13 protein-coding genes and 1 pseudogene are annotated in these 15,032 nt (G+C 72.4%); 7 read left to right on the top strand and 7 right to left on the bottom strand.

Annotated elements, in window-relative coordinates; all coding sequences use genetic code 11:
* Positions 1–68 precede the first annotated feature (68 nt).
* The 6 genes and pseudogenes from AC1VM9_RS02175 to AC1VM9_RS02150 form a co-directional block, all read right to left on the bottom strand.
* Positions 69–2,684 (bottom strand): ATP-dependent Clp protease ATP-binding subunit, encoded by a 2,616-nt coding sequence (locus tag AC1VM9_RS02175; protein WP_481340396.1) that lies wholly within the window; start codon positions 2,682–2,684, stop codon positions 69–71.
* A 307-nt stretch (positions 2,685–2,991) separates the two neighbouring features.
* Positions 2,992–3,366, bottom strand: a complete 375-nt coding sequence (locus AC1VM9_RS02170; protein ID WP_483120916.1) for a hypothetical protein — start codon at positions 3,364–3,366, stop codon at positions 2,992–2,994.
* 279 nt (positions 3,367–3,645) lie between these two features.
* Positions 3,646–4,147: pseudogene (locus AC1VM9_RS02165) on the bottom strand (nucleoside deaminase).
* A gap of 128 nt (positions 4,148–4,275) precedes the next feature.
* Positions 4,276–5,028 carry an SAM-dependent methyltransferase gene (locus AC1VM9_RS02160; RefSeq protein WP_481345627.1) on the bottom strand — a complete coding sequence of 251 codons (753 nt, stop codon included), beginning with the start codon at positions 5,026–5,028 and terminating at the stop codon, positions 4,276–4,278.
* Positions 5,029–5,182: 154 nt separating this feature from the next.
* On the bottom strand, positions 5,183–6,478 hold the full coding sequence (locus AC1VM9_RS02155) for an alpha-hydroxy-acid oxidizing protein (protein ID WP_483120914.1): 1,296 nt from the start codon (positions 6,476–6,478) through the stop codon (positions 5,183–5,185).
* Between the two features lie 132 nt (positions 6,479–6,610).
* Positions 6,611–7,432 (bottom strand): maleylpyruvate isomerase N-terminal domain-containing protein, encoded by an 822-nt coding sequence (locus tag AC1VM9_RS02150; RefSeq protein ID WP_483120913.1) that lies wholly within the window; start codon positions 7,430–7,432, stop codon positions 6,611–6,613.
* Between the two features lie 166 nt (positions 7,433–7,598).
* Between AC1VM9_RS02150 and AC1VM9_RS02145 the strand changes: the two genes are divergently transcribed.
* The 4 genes from AC1VM9_RS02145 to AC1VM9_RS02130 all read left to right on the top strand — a co-directional run bounded on the left by AC1VM9_RS02145 (position 7,599) and on the right by AC1VM9_RS02130 (position 10,673).
* Positions 7,599–8,549 carry a proline dehydrogenase family protein gene (locus AC1VM9_RS02145; protein ID WP_481345624.1) on the top strand — a complete coding sequence of 317 codons (951 nt, stop codon included), beginning with the start codon at positions 7,599–7,601 and terminating at the stop codon, positions 8,547–8,549.
* 38 nt (positions 8,550–8,587) lie between these two features.
* The gene (gene proC / locus AC1VM9_RS02140) at positions 8,588–9,394 is read left to right on the top strand and encodes a pyrroline-5-carboxylate reductase (protein ID WP_481343989.1); all 807 of its coding nucleotides are present in this window, start codon (positions 8,588–8,590) and stop codon (positions 9,392–9,394) included.
* Between the two features lie 15 nt (positions 9,395–9,409).
* Positions 9,410–10,054: a GNAT family N-acetyltransferase gene (locus AC1VM9_RS02135; protein WP_483120910.1), complete on the top strand. Its 645-nt coding sequence runs from the start codon at positions 9,410–9,412 to the stop codon at positions 10,052–10,054.
* A gap of 88 nt (positions 10,055–10,142) precedes the next feature.
* A complete protein-coding gene (locus AC1VM9_RS02130; protein WP_481343937.1) occupies positions 10,143–10,673 on the top strand; it encodes an N-acetyltransferase family protein in 531 nt (176 codons plus the stop codon).
* 197 nt (positions 10,674–10,870) lie between these two features.
* Here the strand turns inward: AC1VM9_RS02130 and AC1VM9_RS02125 are convergent, their stop codons facing one another.
* The gene (locus tag AC1VM9_RS02125) at positions 10,871–11,539 is read right to left on the bottom strand and encodes a potassium channel family protein (RefSeq protein ID WP_481343936.1); all 669 of its coding nucleotides are present in this window, start codon (positions 11,537–11,539) and stop codon (positions 10,871–10,873) included.
* Between the two features lie 55 nt (positions 11,540–11,594).
* On the opposite strand from AC1VM9_RS02125, the gene AC1VM9_RS02120 reads away from it, so the two are divergent.
* The 3 genes from AC1VM9_RS02120 to AC1VM9_RS02110 all read left to right on the top strand — a co-directional run bounded on the left by AC1VM9_RS02120 (position 11,595) and on the right by AC1VM9_RS02110 (position 14,978).
* A complete protein-coding gene (locus AC1VM9_RS02120; protein ID WP_481343935.1) occupies positions 11,595–12,791 on the top strand; it encodes an acetoin utilization protein AcuC in 1,197 nt (398 codons plus the stop codon).
* A 490-nt stretch (positions 12,792–13,281) separates the two neighbouring features.
* Entirely contained in the window at positions 13,282–14,598 is a 1,317-nt protein-coding gene (gene aspS, locus AC1VM9_RS02115; protein ID WP_483120908.1) for an aspartate--tRNA(Asn) ligase, read from the top strand.
* A gap of 179 nt (positions 14,599–14,777) precedes the next feature.
* Entirely contained in the window at positions 14,778–14,978 is a 201-nt protein-coding gene (locus AC1VM9_RS02110) for a helix-turn-helix domain-containing protein (RefSeq protein WP_020145054.1), read from the top strand.
* Positions 14,979–15,032: the final 54 nt, after the last annotated feature.

Below are 15,032 nucleotides of genomic sequence, written 5' to 3'. Positions count from 1 at the left end.
CGTGTCCCCGGCCCCTTCGGCCGATGGTGCCTCGTGACGCCGACGAAGCGCCGGCTCCGGACCGTGCCTCAGCGCTCGCCGGACACCCCGCGGTCGGGGTAGACCGTGTCGTCGGGCACGGGCGGGCCGGCCGTGACGTTGACGCCGAGCGCCTCGTCGAGCGCGGCGCCCTCGGGCAGCTCGGGCAGATCGTCCGCGGGGCGGTGCGTCTTGCCCGGGTGGGCCATGTCGGAGAACGTGAACGTCTCCTCCTTGCCCTCGCCCTCGGTGTCGACCTTGACGTACTGGCCGGACGTGAACTCGGCGTAGAGGATCTTCTCCGAGAGCGCGTCCTCGATCTCGCGCTGGATGGTGCGGCGCAGCGGGCGCGCACCGAGCACGGGGTCGTAGCCCTTCTTGGCGAGCAGGTTCTTGGCCGCGGGCGTGAGCTCGATGCCCATGTCCTTGTCCTTGAGCCGCTTGTCGAGCTTGGCGATCTCGAGGTCGACGATTTGGGTGATCTCGTCCCTGCTGAGGTGCGGGAACACGATCGTGTCGTCGACGCGGTTGAGGAACTCGGGGCGGAAGTGCTGCTTGAGCTCGTCGGTGACCTTCGCCTTCATCCGTTCGTAGTCCGAGCGGCTGTCGGGTCCGGCGCTGAAGCCCATGGAGGCCTTGGAGATGTCGCGCGTGCCGAGGTTCGTCGTCATGATGATGACGGTGTTCTTGAAGTCGACCATCCGACCCTGGGAGTCGGTCAGGCGGCCGTCCTCGAGCACCTGCAGCAGCGAGTTGAAGATCTCCGGGTGGGCCTTCTCGACCTCGTCGAAGAGCACGACCGAGAACGGCTTGCGGCGCACCTTCTCGGTGAGCTGGCCGCCCTCCTCGTAGCCGACGTAGCCGGGGGGCGAACCGAACAGGCGCGAGACCGTGTGCTTCTCGGAGAACTCCGACATGTCGAGGCTGATGAGCGCGTCCTCGCTGCCGAAGAGGAACTCGGCGAGCGTCTTGGCCAGCTCGGTCTTACCGACGCCGGTGGGGCCGGCGAAGATGAACGAGCCACCCGGACGACGCGGGTCCTTCAAGCCCGCACGTGTGCGCCGGATCGCCTGCGACAGCGCCTTGACGGCGTCGTCCATGCCGACGATGCGCTTGTGCAGCTCGTCCTCCATGTGGAGCAGCCGGCTCGACTCCTCCTCCGTCAGCTTGAACACCGGGATGCCGGTGCTGGCGGCAAGGACCTCGGCGATGAGCTCCTCGTCGACCTCGGCGACGACGTCCATGTCACCGGACTTCCACTGCGCCTCACGGGCGGCCTTCTCCTGGCGCAGGCGCTTCTCGTCGTCGCGGACGCGCGCCGCACGCTCGAAGTCCTGGCCGTCGATGGCCGACTCCTTCTCGCGGACGAGCGCGGCGATCTTCTCGTCGAAGTCGCGCAGGTCCGGCGGGGCCGTCATCCGGCGGATGCGCAGGCGCGCGCCCGCCTCGTCGATGAGGTCGATGGCCTTGTCGGGCAGGAAGCGGTCGTTGATGTAGCGGTCGGCCATGTTCGCCGCCGCGACGAGCGCGCCGTCGGTGATGGTGACCCGGTGGTGGGCCTCGTAGCGGTCGCGCAGGCCCTTGAGGATCTCGATGGCGTGCGGCAGCGTCGGCTCCTGGACCTGGATCGGCTGGAAGCGCCGCTCGAGCGCCGAGTCCTTCTCGATGTGCTTGCGGTACTCGTCGAGCGTCGTCGCGCCGATCGTCTGCAGCTCACCGCGCGCCAGCATCGGCTTGAGGATGCTCGCGGCGTCGATGGCACCCTCGGCCGCACCGGCACCGACGAGGGTGTGGATCTCGTCGATGAAGATGATGATGTCGCCGCGGGTGCGGATCTCCTTGAGGACCTTCTTCAGCCGCTCCTCGAAGTCACCGCGGTAGCGGCTGCCCGCGACGAGCGAGCCGAGGTCGAGGGTGTAGAGCTGCTTGTCCTTGAGGGTCTCCGGGACCTCGCCCTTGACGATGTCCTGGGCCAGGCCCTCCACGACGGCGGTCTTGCCGACGCCGGGCTCACCGATGAGGACCGGGTTGTTCTTCGTGCGGCGGGACAGCACCTGCATGACCCGCTCGATCTCCTTCTCGCGCCCGATGACCGGGTCGAGCTTGCCCTCGCGGGCGGCCTGGGTGAGGTTGCGGCCGAACTGGTCCAGCACGAGCGACCCCGCCGGGGTGCCCTCGCCCTGGGCCTGGCCGACGCCGGCACCGGTCTTCTCGCCGCTCTGACCGCCCTGGTAGCCCGACAGCAGCTGGATGACCTGCTGGCGCACCTTGTTCAGCTCGGCTCCGAGCTTGACGAGGACCTGGGCTGCGACGCCCTCGCCCTCACGGATGAGGCCGAGGAGGATGTGCTCGGTGCCGATGTAGCTGTGGCCGAGCTGGAGTGCCTCGCGGAGCGAGTACTCGAGAACCTTCTTCGCGCGGGGCGTGAAGGGGATGTGGCCGGTCGGGGCCTGCTGCCCCTGGCCGATGATCTCCTGGACCTGGGCCCGGACCGCTTCGAGCGAGATGTCGAGCGATTCGAGGGCCTTCGCGGCGACGCCTTCGCCTTCGTGGATCAGACCCAGGAGGATGTGCTCGGTCCCGATGTAGTTGTGGTTGAGCAGACGCGCTTCCTCCTGCGCGAGGACAACCACCCTCCGGGCCCTGTCGGTGAACCGTTCGAACATGTTCTTCTCCTGACTGATCGAGAGACATCTCGATGCTATCCGTGCCCGCTGTCAGCGAGCACAACCCGACCAACGCGGCGGCCTCGGGTCCTGTTCCCCATCCTGAGTCGGTTGGGCTCAGGTTCCGAGCCTGTTCGCCATGGGCGGAACACACCAGTCCCATACCCGCGCCGCATCCGCACCCCGCTGTCCACGCACACTCCGACGAACCGGGCCCGCGCACCCTCCGCAAACCGACGCCACCCGAGGCCGGCCAACGCGACCGCGCCATGGCGCGGTTCCCCGCCGTCTTGGCGTCCCGGTGGCCTCAGAGCTGCGCCGTGGCGAAGTTCTCGGTCTCGAGTCCTCCGGCTGATGTCACGTCGCCGGGCCGGCTCGGGAAGTGGCGACGCCAGTCCTCGCGCAGCCGCGGCAACGGCATCCCCACGGAGCGCATCGCCTTGGTGACGCGGCCGAGTGTGCGCGCCGGGGTGGAGTAGATGTCCTTCGAGACGTAGCTGCCCGGGGTGACGACGGCAAGGGCCGCCTCGATCCGCGCCCTCGTCGTCGGCTCCGCCTCGCGCACGACATACACCCCGCGGAAGACCGGCTGGTGGCTGCGCCTCAGTCTGCCATCCGTGACTCCGGCCCCGATCGCGTCGGACCGGAGGAGCACCGACGTCTGCCGGTCAGGGGTCGCCATGCCGAGAGCCTGCCCGTTGACCGCGTCGGCGCGCGGCCGCTCTCCACAGCCCTCACGGGCGGCCCTTTCACAACTCCGCCGTGGCGCGGTTGTTTGGGGACGAGGTTGTGCTGCATCGGCCGTGGAGGTGCGCCGTGGCGCGGTTGTGGCGGGGAGTCATGGCCTCATCCGCCCGGGAAGTGCGCCGTGGCGCCGTTGTGGCGGGGAGTCGTGGCTCATCCGCCCGGGAAGTCCGCCGTGGCGCGGTTGTGGCGGGCGTAGGCGCAGGGCATCGACGCGTCAGCTCGGCGGGTGCCGGCGCGCGAACCGCTCGTGCAGGTCGCGGACCTCGTCCTCCAGCTCGGGCACCGGGCCCGCGACGACGGCGCCCGGCACGACGTCGGTGATCGCCAGGGCCCGGACCCGCGAGGGCGAGGCGCCCCACGACGCGCCACCGCACGAGCTGCTCGGTGCTCGCGGCGTAGACGATCCGACCCAGCCCCACCCAACCGTGCGCAGCCGAGCACATCGCGCAGTGCTCGCCCGAGGTGTAGACCGTCGCGGCGGCCCGCTCCGGCGGCGTCAGCCGGGCACCGGCCCACCGGGCGATGGCGAGCTCGGGGTGCTGGGTCTCGTCGAGCTCGACGACGTGGTTGTGGTCCTCGAAGAGCACCTTGCCCTCACCCGACACGAGGACCGAGCCGAACGGCTCGTCGCCGCGCTCGAGCGCGAGACGGGCGAGCTCGACGGCCCGCCGCAGGTGGACGAGGTCGGCGCCGGTGACTCTCGACCCGGCGCCCACGCCACGCGCGCTCGCGCGGCCCGCACCCACGCCACCCGCGCCACCCGCGCCACCCGCGCCACCCGCGCTCCCGCCGCCCGCCCGGTCGTCGGTGCCGCCGCTGCCGCCGGCCAGCCGGTCGTCGCTGCTCATGCGACCCTCCCGGTGACGAGTGCGAAGGTGACGAAGGCGCCCCCGTCGGCCTCGAGCATCTGTTGCACGGGTGAGGTGGCCTGGCCCTTGAGCTCGTTGACGGCCCGCTCCCAGAGCAGCCAGTTGGCGCACCCCTCCGGCTGGCTGCGTGCCGTCACCGAGGTGAAGGCGCGGCTGAACTCCCACTGGCTGCGCAGCCACTCCGCGGTGTGCCACGCGGCGGTCTCGGCCCCGACGACACGGTCGAGGTGGTCCGGGATCTCGCCGAGCTCGCGCACCTCGGTGGTCAGGGCCGGCGTGGCGACGCCGAGCTGCCCTCCCGGGCGCAGGAACCTGGCCACGTACGGCGGGTAGTGGTCACCGGTACCGAAGTACTCCCACGCGTCGATGCTGACGACGGCGTCGAACGTGCCACGGCCGAAGGGCAGCTGGTGGGCGTCGACGCGCACCGGCAGGACTCGGTCCGCCACGCCTTCCTTGTCGAAGACGGCACCGGCCTCGCTCGGGTCGACCCAGAGGTCGGCGGCGACCACGTGCACGCCGTACTCCTTGGCGAGGAACACCGACGTCGCACCGAGGCCCGACCCCAGGTCGAGGACGCGCATGCCCGGGCGCAGCTCGAGGTCGGCCGCGAGGTCCTCGAGCAGCCAGAGCGGGTGCGGCCCCATGTCGAGGTCGACGAGCCACATGGCGTCGTACTTGGCGGACTTGGGGAAGGCGTCCTTCGTCAGGTGGTCGAGCGCTGGCATGCCCCGATCCTCCCTGTGACGGCCCCGCACGTCGACCGAGATCCACGGGCCGACCATCCGGACCGGTTCGACGCGACGGTGTGGGTGAGCGAACGCGTCGGTCCACCAGCGGGTTCGCGCGAGCGCCGCGTCGGCGGACGACGGGCGACGCGGGTCAGGTGGCGCGGACGAGGTCCTCGGGCATCAGCCCGACCACCGAGGTGCGGCCCGAAAGGGCCAGCTGGAGGTCGAGCTCGGCGCGCAGGTTGCGCAGCACCTCGGCGACCCCGGCAGCACCGGCCAAGGCCAGGCCGTAGACGTGCGGACGCCCGACGCCGACCGCGTTGGCTCCCAGCGCAAGCGCGACGAAAGCGTCTGCGCCGCAGCGGATCCCACTGTCGAACACGATCGGCATCCGTGAACCAGAGTGCCGCACCGCCTCGACGACGCCGGGCAGCGCGTCGAGCGCTGCCACCGACCGGTCGACCTGCCGGCCACCGTGGTTCGACACCCAGAGGCCGTCCACACCGGCGTCGACCGCTCGCCGGGCGTCGTCGGGGTGCAGGATGCCCTTGAGCACCACGGGGAGCGTCGTCAGCGACCGGAGCCGGGGGAGGTCCTCCCACGTCAGGGACGGCCGGCTGAACACGTCGAGGAAGGTGTCGACCGCGGCACGCGGCTCGGGTGAGGAGAGGTTGCGACGCGTGTCGCCCGGATGGTTGCGGCTGATGGACAGCAGCGTCGACACGGCGGCGGGGGTCGGACGCGGACGCTCCTGCGTCCCAAGGTGTTCCGCGGCCGCGAGCCGTTCGGAGACGAGGCGCCGGAACACCGGGTCGGACGTGTACTGGGCGATGCCCTCACCGCGGGCGAAGGGGAGGTGGCCGAGGTCAAGGTCACGCGGTCGCCAGCCGAGGTACGCGGTGTCGAGCGTGACGACGAGGGCCTCGCTGCCGCAGGCCTCGGCGCGGGACACGAGGCTCTCGACGAGGGCGTCGTCGCTGCTCCAGTACAGCTGGTACCAGTGGCCCGACCCGTCCAGCTCGCGCGCGACGTCCTCCATCGGCACGGACGCCTGGGTGCTGAGCACGGGCGTCACGTGCTGTTCGCGGGCGCCTCGCGCGACCGCGAGATCGGCGTCGCGGTGGGCCATCGACAGCACGCCGATGGGGGAGACGAGGAACGGCGAGGCGTGCCGCCGGCCGAACAGCTCCACGGACTGGTCACGGGCACGTGTGTCGACGAGCATCCGCGGCACGACCTGCCACCGGTCGAACGCCTGACGGTTGGCGCGGGCGGTCGCCTCGGACCCGGCCGACCCGGCGACGTAGGCGAACCCACGACGGGACATGACGCGGCGCGCGGCCTCCTCGAGCCGCGTCCCGTCGGTGGGCACGGCGGGGCGACGCCCGAAGGCGCCCGCCCGGTACACGGCCGACTGCACCGCGCGACCGAGCCCTCCGTCAGGCATGCCGCCTCCTCGTCCTCGGGCCCGACTGCAGTCCGGTGCCGCGGGCTGCTGCCCCCGACGCCGCCCCGGCGGCTGCCCCGTCCGCCGCCCCGGCGGCTGCCCTGTCCGCCGACCCGGCCGAAGCCCCTGTCGTCACCACGTCACGGACACCGCGTCACGCCACCACCGCTCGAGCGCGTCGGCCGGCTCGACGTCGGTCCGGCTCCAGAGCCGCAGGAACACGTCGACGGCGCCGCCGGTCCACGCCACGTCGGCGTCGGCGGCGAGGGCCTCGACGTCGGTGAGCCGGGTCGTCGTGGCGGGTCGGTCCGGCGCGAGGTCGAGCAGCCAGGCGAGCGCGGCGTCGTCGGGCCGCACGAGCAGGCGCACCGGTCGCTCCGGCTGCACGCCCTGCTTGCCGCGCGGGACGAACCCGGTGAGCAGCTCGTCGATGCCGTCGGACGCGGCCCTTGGACGCAGCCACGTCTCCTCCGGACGCGGCGGCCTCCCCAGGCGGGCCGCCATGGCGTCGACGGCGTGGACCGTCGTCTCGTGGCACTGCCGTCGCGTCCAGAAGACCCGCGGGGCGGGGGCGTCGTGGAGGAACGTGAACGCGTCGAGGTCGTCGGGGGCGTCGAACAGGGCCTGGAGCAGGCCGGTAGCGCCCTCGTCGAACCACGCGAGGAGGTCGGTCGCTGCCCGGCCCTCGGACTCGAGACGATCCGGGTCGGCCACCGGCGCACCGCGCACGTGGCTCGTGGCCCAGCGGTGCACCATCCCCTGGTGCGCGACGAGGTCGAGCACGGACCATCCGGGGCAGGTCGGCACGCGCGCGTCGAGGCCGGCCGAGCCGGCGTTGCCACGCAGCACGGTGGCGGCCGTGCCGAGGCCCTCGCCGAGGTCGTCGAGCGTCAGCCCGGAGGCCAGGGCCGAGGACGGGCCGCTGCCGGGCGCGTCGAGGGAGTGCTCGCTCACGGCCCCGAGTCTGCCCCAAGCGGCCGGGCCGGGGAGAGCCGCAGAGAGGGGAAGCCACGCTGCCACAGCGGTCCCGGACCGGGCATCACGGCCCGCAGCGGTAGATTTCGCGCGAGGACGGCCACCGCCGCCTGCCCGTACCGCCAACGAACCCCGGAGGCCCGCCGTGGACGCCAGCGACCTGCTGCGCAACTCCCTCCTGCAGCTGTCCAAGCAGGAGAAGATCCGAGACGTCATCGAGAAGGCGCCCGTCTCGCGCTCGGTCGTCAAGCGTTTCGTCCCCGGGACCGACCGCGCCGACGTCGTCGGGGCCGCCGCCGAGATCGCCGCCTCGGGCCGGCTCGCCACCATCGACTACCTGGGCGAGGACACCGTCGAGCTCGCCCACGCGCAGCACACCCGGGACGCGTACGTCGGGCTGCTCACGGCCCTCGCCGACCAGGGACTCACCCAGGGCGGCACCGTCGAGGTCTCGCTCAAGCTGAGCGCCCTCGGTCAGGCGCTGCCCGGCGACGGCGACACGATCGCGCTCGACCACGCCCGCGACATCTGCGCCGCGGCCGAGCAGGCCGGTACGACGGTGACCCTCGACATGGAGGACCACACGACCACCGACCGCACCCTCGAGTCCCTGCGCGAGCTGCGGGCGGACTTCCCGAGCGTAGGGGCGGTCCTGCAGGCCTACCTCTACCGGACCGAGGCCGACTGCCGCGACCTCGCCCACGCCGGCTCCCGCGTCCGCCTGTGCAAGGGCGCCTACAAGGAGCCCGAGTCGGTGGCCTTCCAGTCGAGCGCCGACGTCGACAAGTCCTACGTCCGCTGCCTCAAGGTGCTCATGAGGGGCGAGGGCTACCCGATGGTCGCCTCGCACGACCCACGGCTCATCGAGATCGCCGGGGCGCTCGCCGGCCAGGCCGGACGCGACCCGCGGTCGTTCGAGTACCAGATGCTCTACGGCATCCGCCCCGACGAGCAGCGCCGCATCGCCGACCGGGGCGACCAGATGCGGGTCTACATCCCGTACGGGCAGGAGTGGTACGGCTACCTCATGCGGCGCATGGCCGAGCGCCCGGCCAACGTCATGTTCTTCCTGCGCGGCATCGCCACCAAGGGCTGACGTCCCCCACCCACCCGCACTCGGCTCAGGAGGCCACGATGACGACCACCGCGATCTTGGGAGCCGGGGTCATGGGCGAGACGCTCGTGTCCGGGCTCATCCGGTCCGGCCGCGCGCCCGCCGACCTCGTCGTGACCGGGCGAACGCCCGAGAAGGTCGACGCGCTCGCCCGCCGGTACGGCGTCCGCGTCCTGTCCAACCCCGAGGCGGCCGACGCCGCCGACACGCTCGTGCTGTGCGTCAAGCCCCAGGACATGACGGCACTGCTCGACGAGATCCACGACCACGTGGCGCCGGGCAACGTCGTCGTGTCCCTGGCGGCGGGCATCACGACCGAGTACCTCGAGTCGCGCCTGCCCGAGGGCACGTCGGTCGTCCGCGTCATGCCCAACACGCCGGCGCTCGTCGACGAGGGGATGGCCGGCATCGCGCCCGGCCGGCACTGCACCGACGACCACCTGGCCGAGGCCGAGGCGCTGCTGTCCTCGTGCGGCAAGGTCGTGCGCCTGCCCGAGAAGCACCTCGACGCGGTCACGGCGATCTCCGGGTCGGGGCCCGCGTACATCTTCTACGTCGTCGAGGCCATGATCGAGGCGGGCGTCGTGCTCGGCCTGCCCCGGGCCACGTCCACCGACCTCGTCGTCCAGACGCTCTACGGGGCCGCGACGATGCTCAAGGAGACGCGCGAGCACCCGACGGTGCTCCGCGAGCAGGTCAGCTCGCCCGGGGGCACCACGGTCGCGGCGCTGCGCCAGCTGGACGACCACAAGGTGCGCGCCGCGTTCGTCACCGCGATGGAGGCGGCGGCGGCGCGTAGCAGGGAGCTGGCCTCGGGGCAGTCCTGAGGGCACGCTGGGCCGATGGAGATCTCGGGCACAACCGACAGCAGCGGCAGCACCGGCGGCACGAAAGGCCGAGGCAGCACCGGCGGCACCGACAGCGTGGACAGCGGCGGCAGCACCAGGGATGCCGGCGCCCGGGCTGCAGCGGGCTCGGACGAGCACCGGCCGGCGATGCACCTGCACCGGGTCGGCCCCGACGACTGGCAGAGCCACCGCGACATCCGCCTCGAGATGCTCACCGCCGCCCCGGACGCCTTCTGGTTCACCCACGCCGACGAGGCGGTCTACGACGAGGCCGACTGGCGCGAGCGCATCGAGGGCGCCTGGCTGGTCCAGGCGCGTGACGCGTCCGGCGTGCTCGGCAGCGCCGGCCTGGGGTCGCACTGGGAGCCCGAGCGGGCCACCGTGGCAACGCTTTTCGGTCTCTACGTGGCTCCACGCGCCCGCGGCAGGGGCGTCGGGGAGGCGCTCGTCCGCGCGGTGCTGGACGAGGCACGTCGACGCGGCAAGTCCGAGGTGCTGCTCGAGGTGACGAGCAACAACCCCGCGGCCCGGGCCCTGTACGAGCGCTGCGGCTTCGTCGCCACCGGCGCCACGCACCCGCACCCGCGCCGCGAGGAGCTGCACGAGCTCGAGATGGTCGCCCGGCTCACCGACCCGTGAGCCCGGGCCCCGTGGCCGCGAGCTTCGCCGGGAAATGTTCACGTCCCTGCGGGTGCACGCCGAAGGGGCTTCGTGCGAAGGTTGCTCCATGAGCGAGATCACCGTGCGCCCACTGGCTGAGGACGACTGGCAGGACTACCGATCCGTCCGCCTCGCCGCCCTGCGCGAGTCGCCCGAGGCGTTCGCGGCGACGGCCGGCGAGGAGGAGGCGTACGACGAGGACCTCTGGCGCGAGCGGATGCGACGCTCGGCCCGCCTCGTCGCCGAACGTGCGGGCGACGCCGTCGGCGTGGTCAGCGTCGGCACGGCCAAGGCCGGCGACGACGCCTCCGCCGGCGAGCTCTTCGGCCTCTGGGTGCGGCCGGAGGCGCGTGGCTCCGGAGTCGCCACGACGCTCGTCAAGGAGGGCGCCCGCCTCGCCACGGAGCGCGGCCAGACCCACCTCGTGTACTGGGTCGGCACCGAGAACGGGCGCGCCGTCGCCTTCGCGAGCGGCATGGGGTTCCGTCCCACCGACTACCGTCGCCCGATGGGCGTGGTCAGCGAGGAGGACGGCGAGGAGGAGATCGCCATGGTCCTCCCGCTCGGCTCGGACCCCAGCCCGACGTTGCAGCTCTGAGGCGTCGCCTGACTCGAGCGGCCGGCCGCCGGACAGCCGTCAGGCGCCGGTCGAGCGGACCTGCGGGGCCGGGCGGACGCGCAGCGGCCGGGCGGTCAGGCGGTCAGGCGGACATCACCCGTCGGCCGAATGGGACGGTCACCGCCCACAGCAGGACCAGCGCCACCGCCCGTCCTGCTCGCGGGTCACCCACCCCGTCACGGCCGGGCGGCGAAACGCTCGAGCAGCTCGGTGGGGCCGCTGACGATGAGCATGTGGTGCGCCGAGATCTTCGTCTGCGGCACCGCGTAGGTGAAGTCCTCGCCCGGCGCCTTGACCCCGACGACCGTGACCCCGTACTTGCGACGGATCTGGCTCTGCTCGAGGGTGAAGCCGATCGCCTCGCTCGGCGGCTTGATCTTGACGATGGCGAACCCGTCGTCGAACTCGATGTAGTCGAGCAGCTTGCCGTTGACCAGGTGCGCGACCCGCCGGCCGGAGTCGGCCTCGGGCGAGATGACGTGGTGCACGCCGATGCGGTCGAGGATCCGCTTGTGCTCCGGCGAGAGAGCCTTGGCCCAGATGGAGGGCACGCCGGCGTCGACGAGGTTCGCGGCGGCGAGCACCGAGGACTCGACGGAGGACCCGATGCCCACGATGGCGATCTTCGGGCCGGCGTCGCGGATCATGTCCAGGGCGGAGGCGTGCGCCATGTCGGCGTGCACGACCTTGGCCACCTTGTTGACGTAGGACTCGGCGATCGCGTTGTCGCGCTCGACGGCGATGACCCGGTTGCCGAGCCGCGTCAGCTCCAGTGCGACCGCCGAGCCGAAACGTCCGAGCCCGATGACGATGACGTCGTCGTCGTACAGGCGGTTGCGGGCCATGGGAGCTCCTCGTTCGCGGGGCTCGCGCCGGGTCGGACGCGATAGCGTCTCAATCATGCCAAGTCAGGCCCGGGTCGTCTGGGACTCATCCTTCACGCGGTACGACTTCGGGCCCACCCACCCGATGGCGCCGGTGCGGCTCGACCTCACGGCGCGCCTCTGCGAGTCCCTCGGGATCTTCGGGTTGCCCGGTGTCGAGGTCGTCGGGGCGCAGGCCGCGCCCGACTCGCTCATCGAGACCGTCCACGACCCCGAGTACGTCGCGGCCGTCCGGGCGGCCTCCGAGGACCCGGCCTCCGCCGACCCGGCCCGCGGCCTCGGAACCGAGGACGACCCGGCCTTCCGCGGCATGCACGAGGCCAGCGCCCGCGTCGTCGCCGGCACCGTCGACAGCGCCCGTGCGGTGTGGGAGGGAACGGCCGAGCACGCCGTCAACTTCACCGGCGGGCTGCACCACGCCATGCCGGGGACGGCGAGCGGCTTCTGCGTCTACAACGACATCGCCGTGGGCATCCGGTGGCTGCTCGACCACGGTGCCGCGCGCGTCGCCTACGTCGACGTCGACGTCCACCACGGTGACGGCGTCGAGCGGATCTTCTGGGACGACCCGCGGGTGCTCACGATCTCGGTCCACGAGTCGGGCCGGGCGCTCTTCCCGGGCACGGGGTGGCCCAGCGACATCGGTGGCAAGGGCGCCGAGGGCACCGCCGTCAACGTGTCCCTGCCGCCGGGGGTGGCGGATGCCGGCTGGCTACGGGCGATCCACGCCGTCGTGCCGCCGGTCGTGCGCGCCTTCAAGCCGGACGTGCTCGTGACGCAGCACGGCTGCGACACCCACGCCGAGGACCCCCTGGCGCACTTCGCCGTCAGCGTCGACGCCCAGCGCGCCGTGGCCGACGCGTTCCACCGCCTCGGGCACGACGTCTGCGAGGGCCGCTGGGTGGCCCTCGGCGGCGGGGGCTACGAGGTCGTCGACGTCGTGCCGCGGACGTGGACTCACCTGACCGCGATCGCGGCGCACGCTCCGATCAAGACCTCGGCGGAGGTGCCGCAGGAGTGGCGCGACCACGTCGAACGCGTCTTCGGCCGGCCCGGACCACGCCGGATGGGCGACCTCACCGCCGAGGACGGCCCGCTCTGGTGGCGCTCCTGGGAGATGGGCTACGACCCGGCCAGCGAGGTCGACCGCGCCGTCATGGCGACGCGGTCGGCGGTGTTCCCGCACCACGGCCTGGACGTGCACTTCGACTGAACCTTTGCGCTTCGCTTCGCTGCGCGCGTGCCGCGGCGCCCTTCAGCCGTCGCCTTCCTCCGCTCCGCTCGCTCGTTCCTCGCTCGCTGCGCTGCGTCCAGGCGACGCCGGCGCCACGGGGTGCTTTTGGCGCCTCGCTCGCTGCGCTGCGTCCAGGCGACGCCGGCGCCACGGCGTGCCTTTGGCGGTCCGCTTCGCTGCGCGCGTGCCGCGGCGCCCTTCAGCCGTCGCCTTCCTCCGCTCCGCTCGCTCGTTCCTCGCTCGCTGCGCTGCGTCCAGGCGACGCCGGCGCCACGGCCAGCCGGAAATCTGTTCGCAGCGCGACACTGGTCCCACGTAGCCTTCTCGGCACGGCGATGACGGGCCTGACGATCCTGAGCCGAGCACGACCAGAGGCCGAGCGCGATCCGCGGCGGCGAAGGTGTGGTGGCACAGCGACATTCCCCATCGCCCACACCTCCGGGGCACCAACCCTCCGGAGGTGAACGGAATGCCACCCACCCAACCCACGACCGTCGCTCCGCGCGTGCTCGCGCGTGACCTCGCCACCGTCGGCGACGGTGGCCCGGCCACGCTGATGGGCTGGGTGCACCGGCGTCGCGTCCTCGGCAGCGTCGGCTTCCTCGTCGTACGGGACCGCTCGGGCCTGGCCCAGGTCGTCGTGCGCGAACCCGAGGCGCTCGCGGCGCTCGCCGACGTGCCCGAGGAGACGACCGTCCGGGTCACCGGACGGGTCCGCCTCACAGCCGCCGCGCCCGGGGGTGCCGAGCTCGTCGAGCCGGTCCTCGAGGCCCTGACCGAACCGGCGCAGGCACCGCCCGTCGAGCTGTGGCGCCCGACGTTCGGGGCCGGCCTGCCGACGCACCTCGACCGTGCGGCTGTCACGCTGCGGCACCCGAGGCACCGGGCCGCATGGGCGGTCGCGTCGGCGTCGCTGCACGGGTTCCGTGCCGCCCTGCGGGCGCTCGACTTCACCGAGGTGGCCACGCCGAAGCTCGTCGGCACGGCCACCGAGTCGGGGGCCACCGTCTTCACCGTCGACTACTTCGGGCGCTCCGCCTACCTCGCGCAGAGCCCGCAGCTGTACAAGCAGATGCTCGTCGGGGTCTTCGAGCGCGTCTTCGAGGTCGGCCCGGTCTTCCGCGCCGAACCGCACGACACGGCGCGTCACCTGGCGCAATACACCTCGCTCGACGCGGAGCTCGGGTTCGTCCGCGACCATCGCGACGTGCTCGCGGTGCTGCGCGAGGCCCTCGCCGGCATGGTCGCGGCCGTCCGTGCCGAGGCCTCCGACGCCGTCGCGCTGCTCGGCATCACGCTGCCCGAGGTGCCGGAACAGATCCCGGTCGTCCACTTCCGCGACGCGCTGCGTCTCGTCGGCGCGGACCCGGACGAGCCCGACCTCAGCCCGGCGCACGAGCGCGGCCTCGGGGAGTGGGCGCTGGCCGAGCACGGGTCGGACTTCCTTGGGGTGGAGGGCTACCCGATGGCCAAGCGTCCGTTCTACACGCATCCGCAGCCGGGTGACGAACGCTGGAGCAACAGCTTCGACCTGCTCTTCCGGGGCCTCGAGCTGACCACCGGGGGGCAGCGCCTGCACCGGCCGTCGGACTATGCCGCGGCGCTCGCCCGCACCGGCACCGACCCTGCCGCCCTCGCCGGCTACCTGGCGGCCTTCACGCACGGCATGCCTCCGCATGGCGGATTCGCGATCGGTCTGGAAAGGTGGGTGGCGCGCCTCACGGGCGCCGAGAACATCCGCGAGGTGACGCTGTTCCCGCGCGACCTGCATCGGCTCGAGCCGTGACCTGCCGGGAGATCTACAGGGGTCCCACCGGCGTGTCGAGTTGCGCCTCAGCGATTCGTTCGTGCGATCGCTTCCCCTCCAGTCACATCTGCCCCTAGTGTTGCTTCTTGCACCTGCGTGCAGTTTCGCCGGAGGGGAAGCCGGCGACGCGCGGGTGCGCCCTAGAGATCGGGGTTCACATGTCGAATGAGCGCCAGCTCGCCGAGGTGCGGTTCCTGACCGTCGCCGAGGTCGCCTCGATCATGCGCGTGTCCAAGATGACGGTCTACCGGCTCGTCCACGGCGGGGACCTCCCCGCCGTGCGGGTCGGCCGCTCCTTCCGGGTTCCGGAGGACGCGGTTCACAAGTACCTGCAGACGTCGTACATCGACACCGCGTGACACAGCGTCACATCGCACAGAGGGCGGTCCGGGCCACACGGTCCGGACCGCCCT

The sequence above is a fragment of the Monashia sp. HAY1-11D genome (assembly GCF_056868035.1).
Note: the sequence above shows the minus strand (reverse complement) of the source record. Positions and strands in the feature narration are given on the sequence as shown.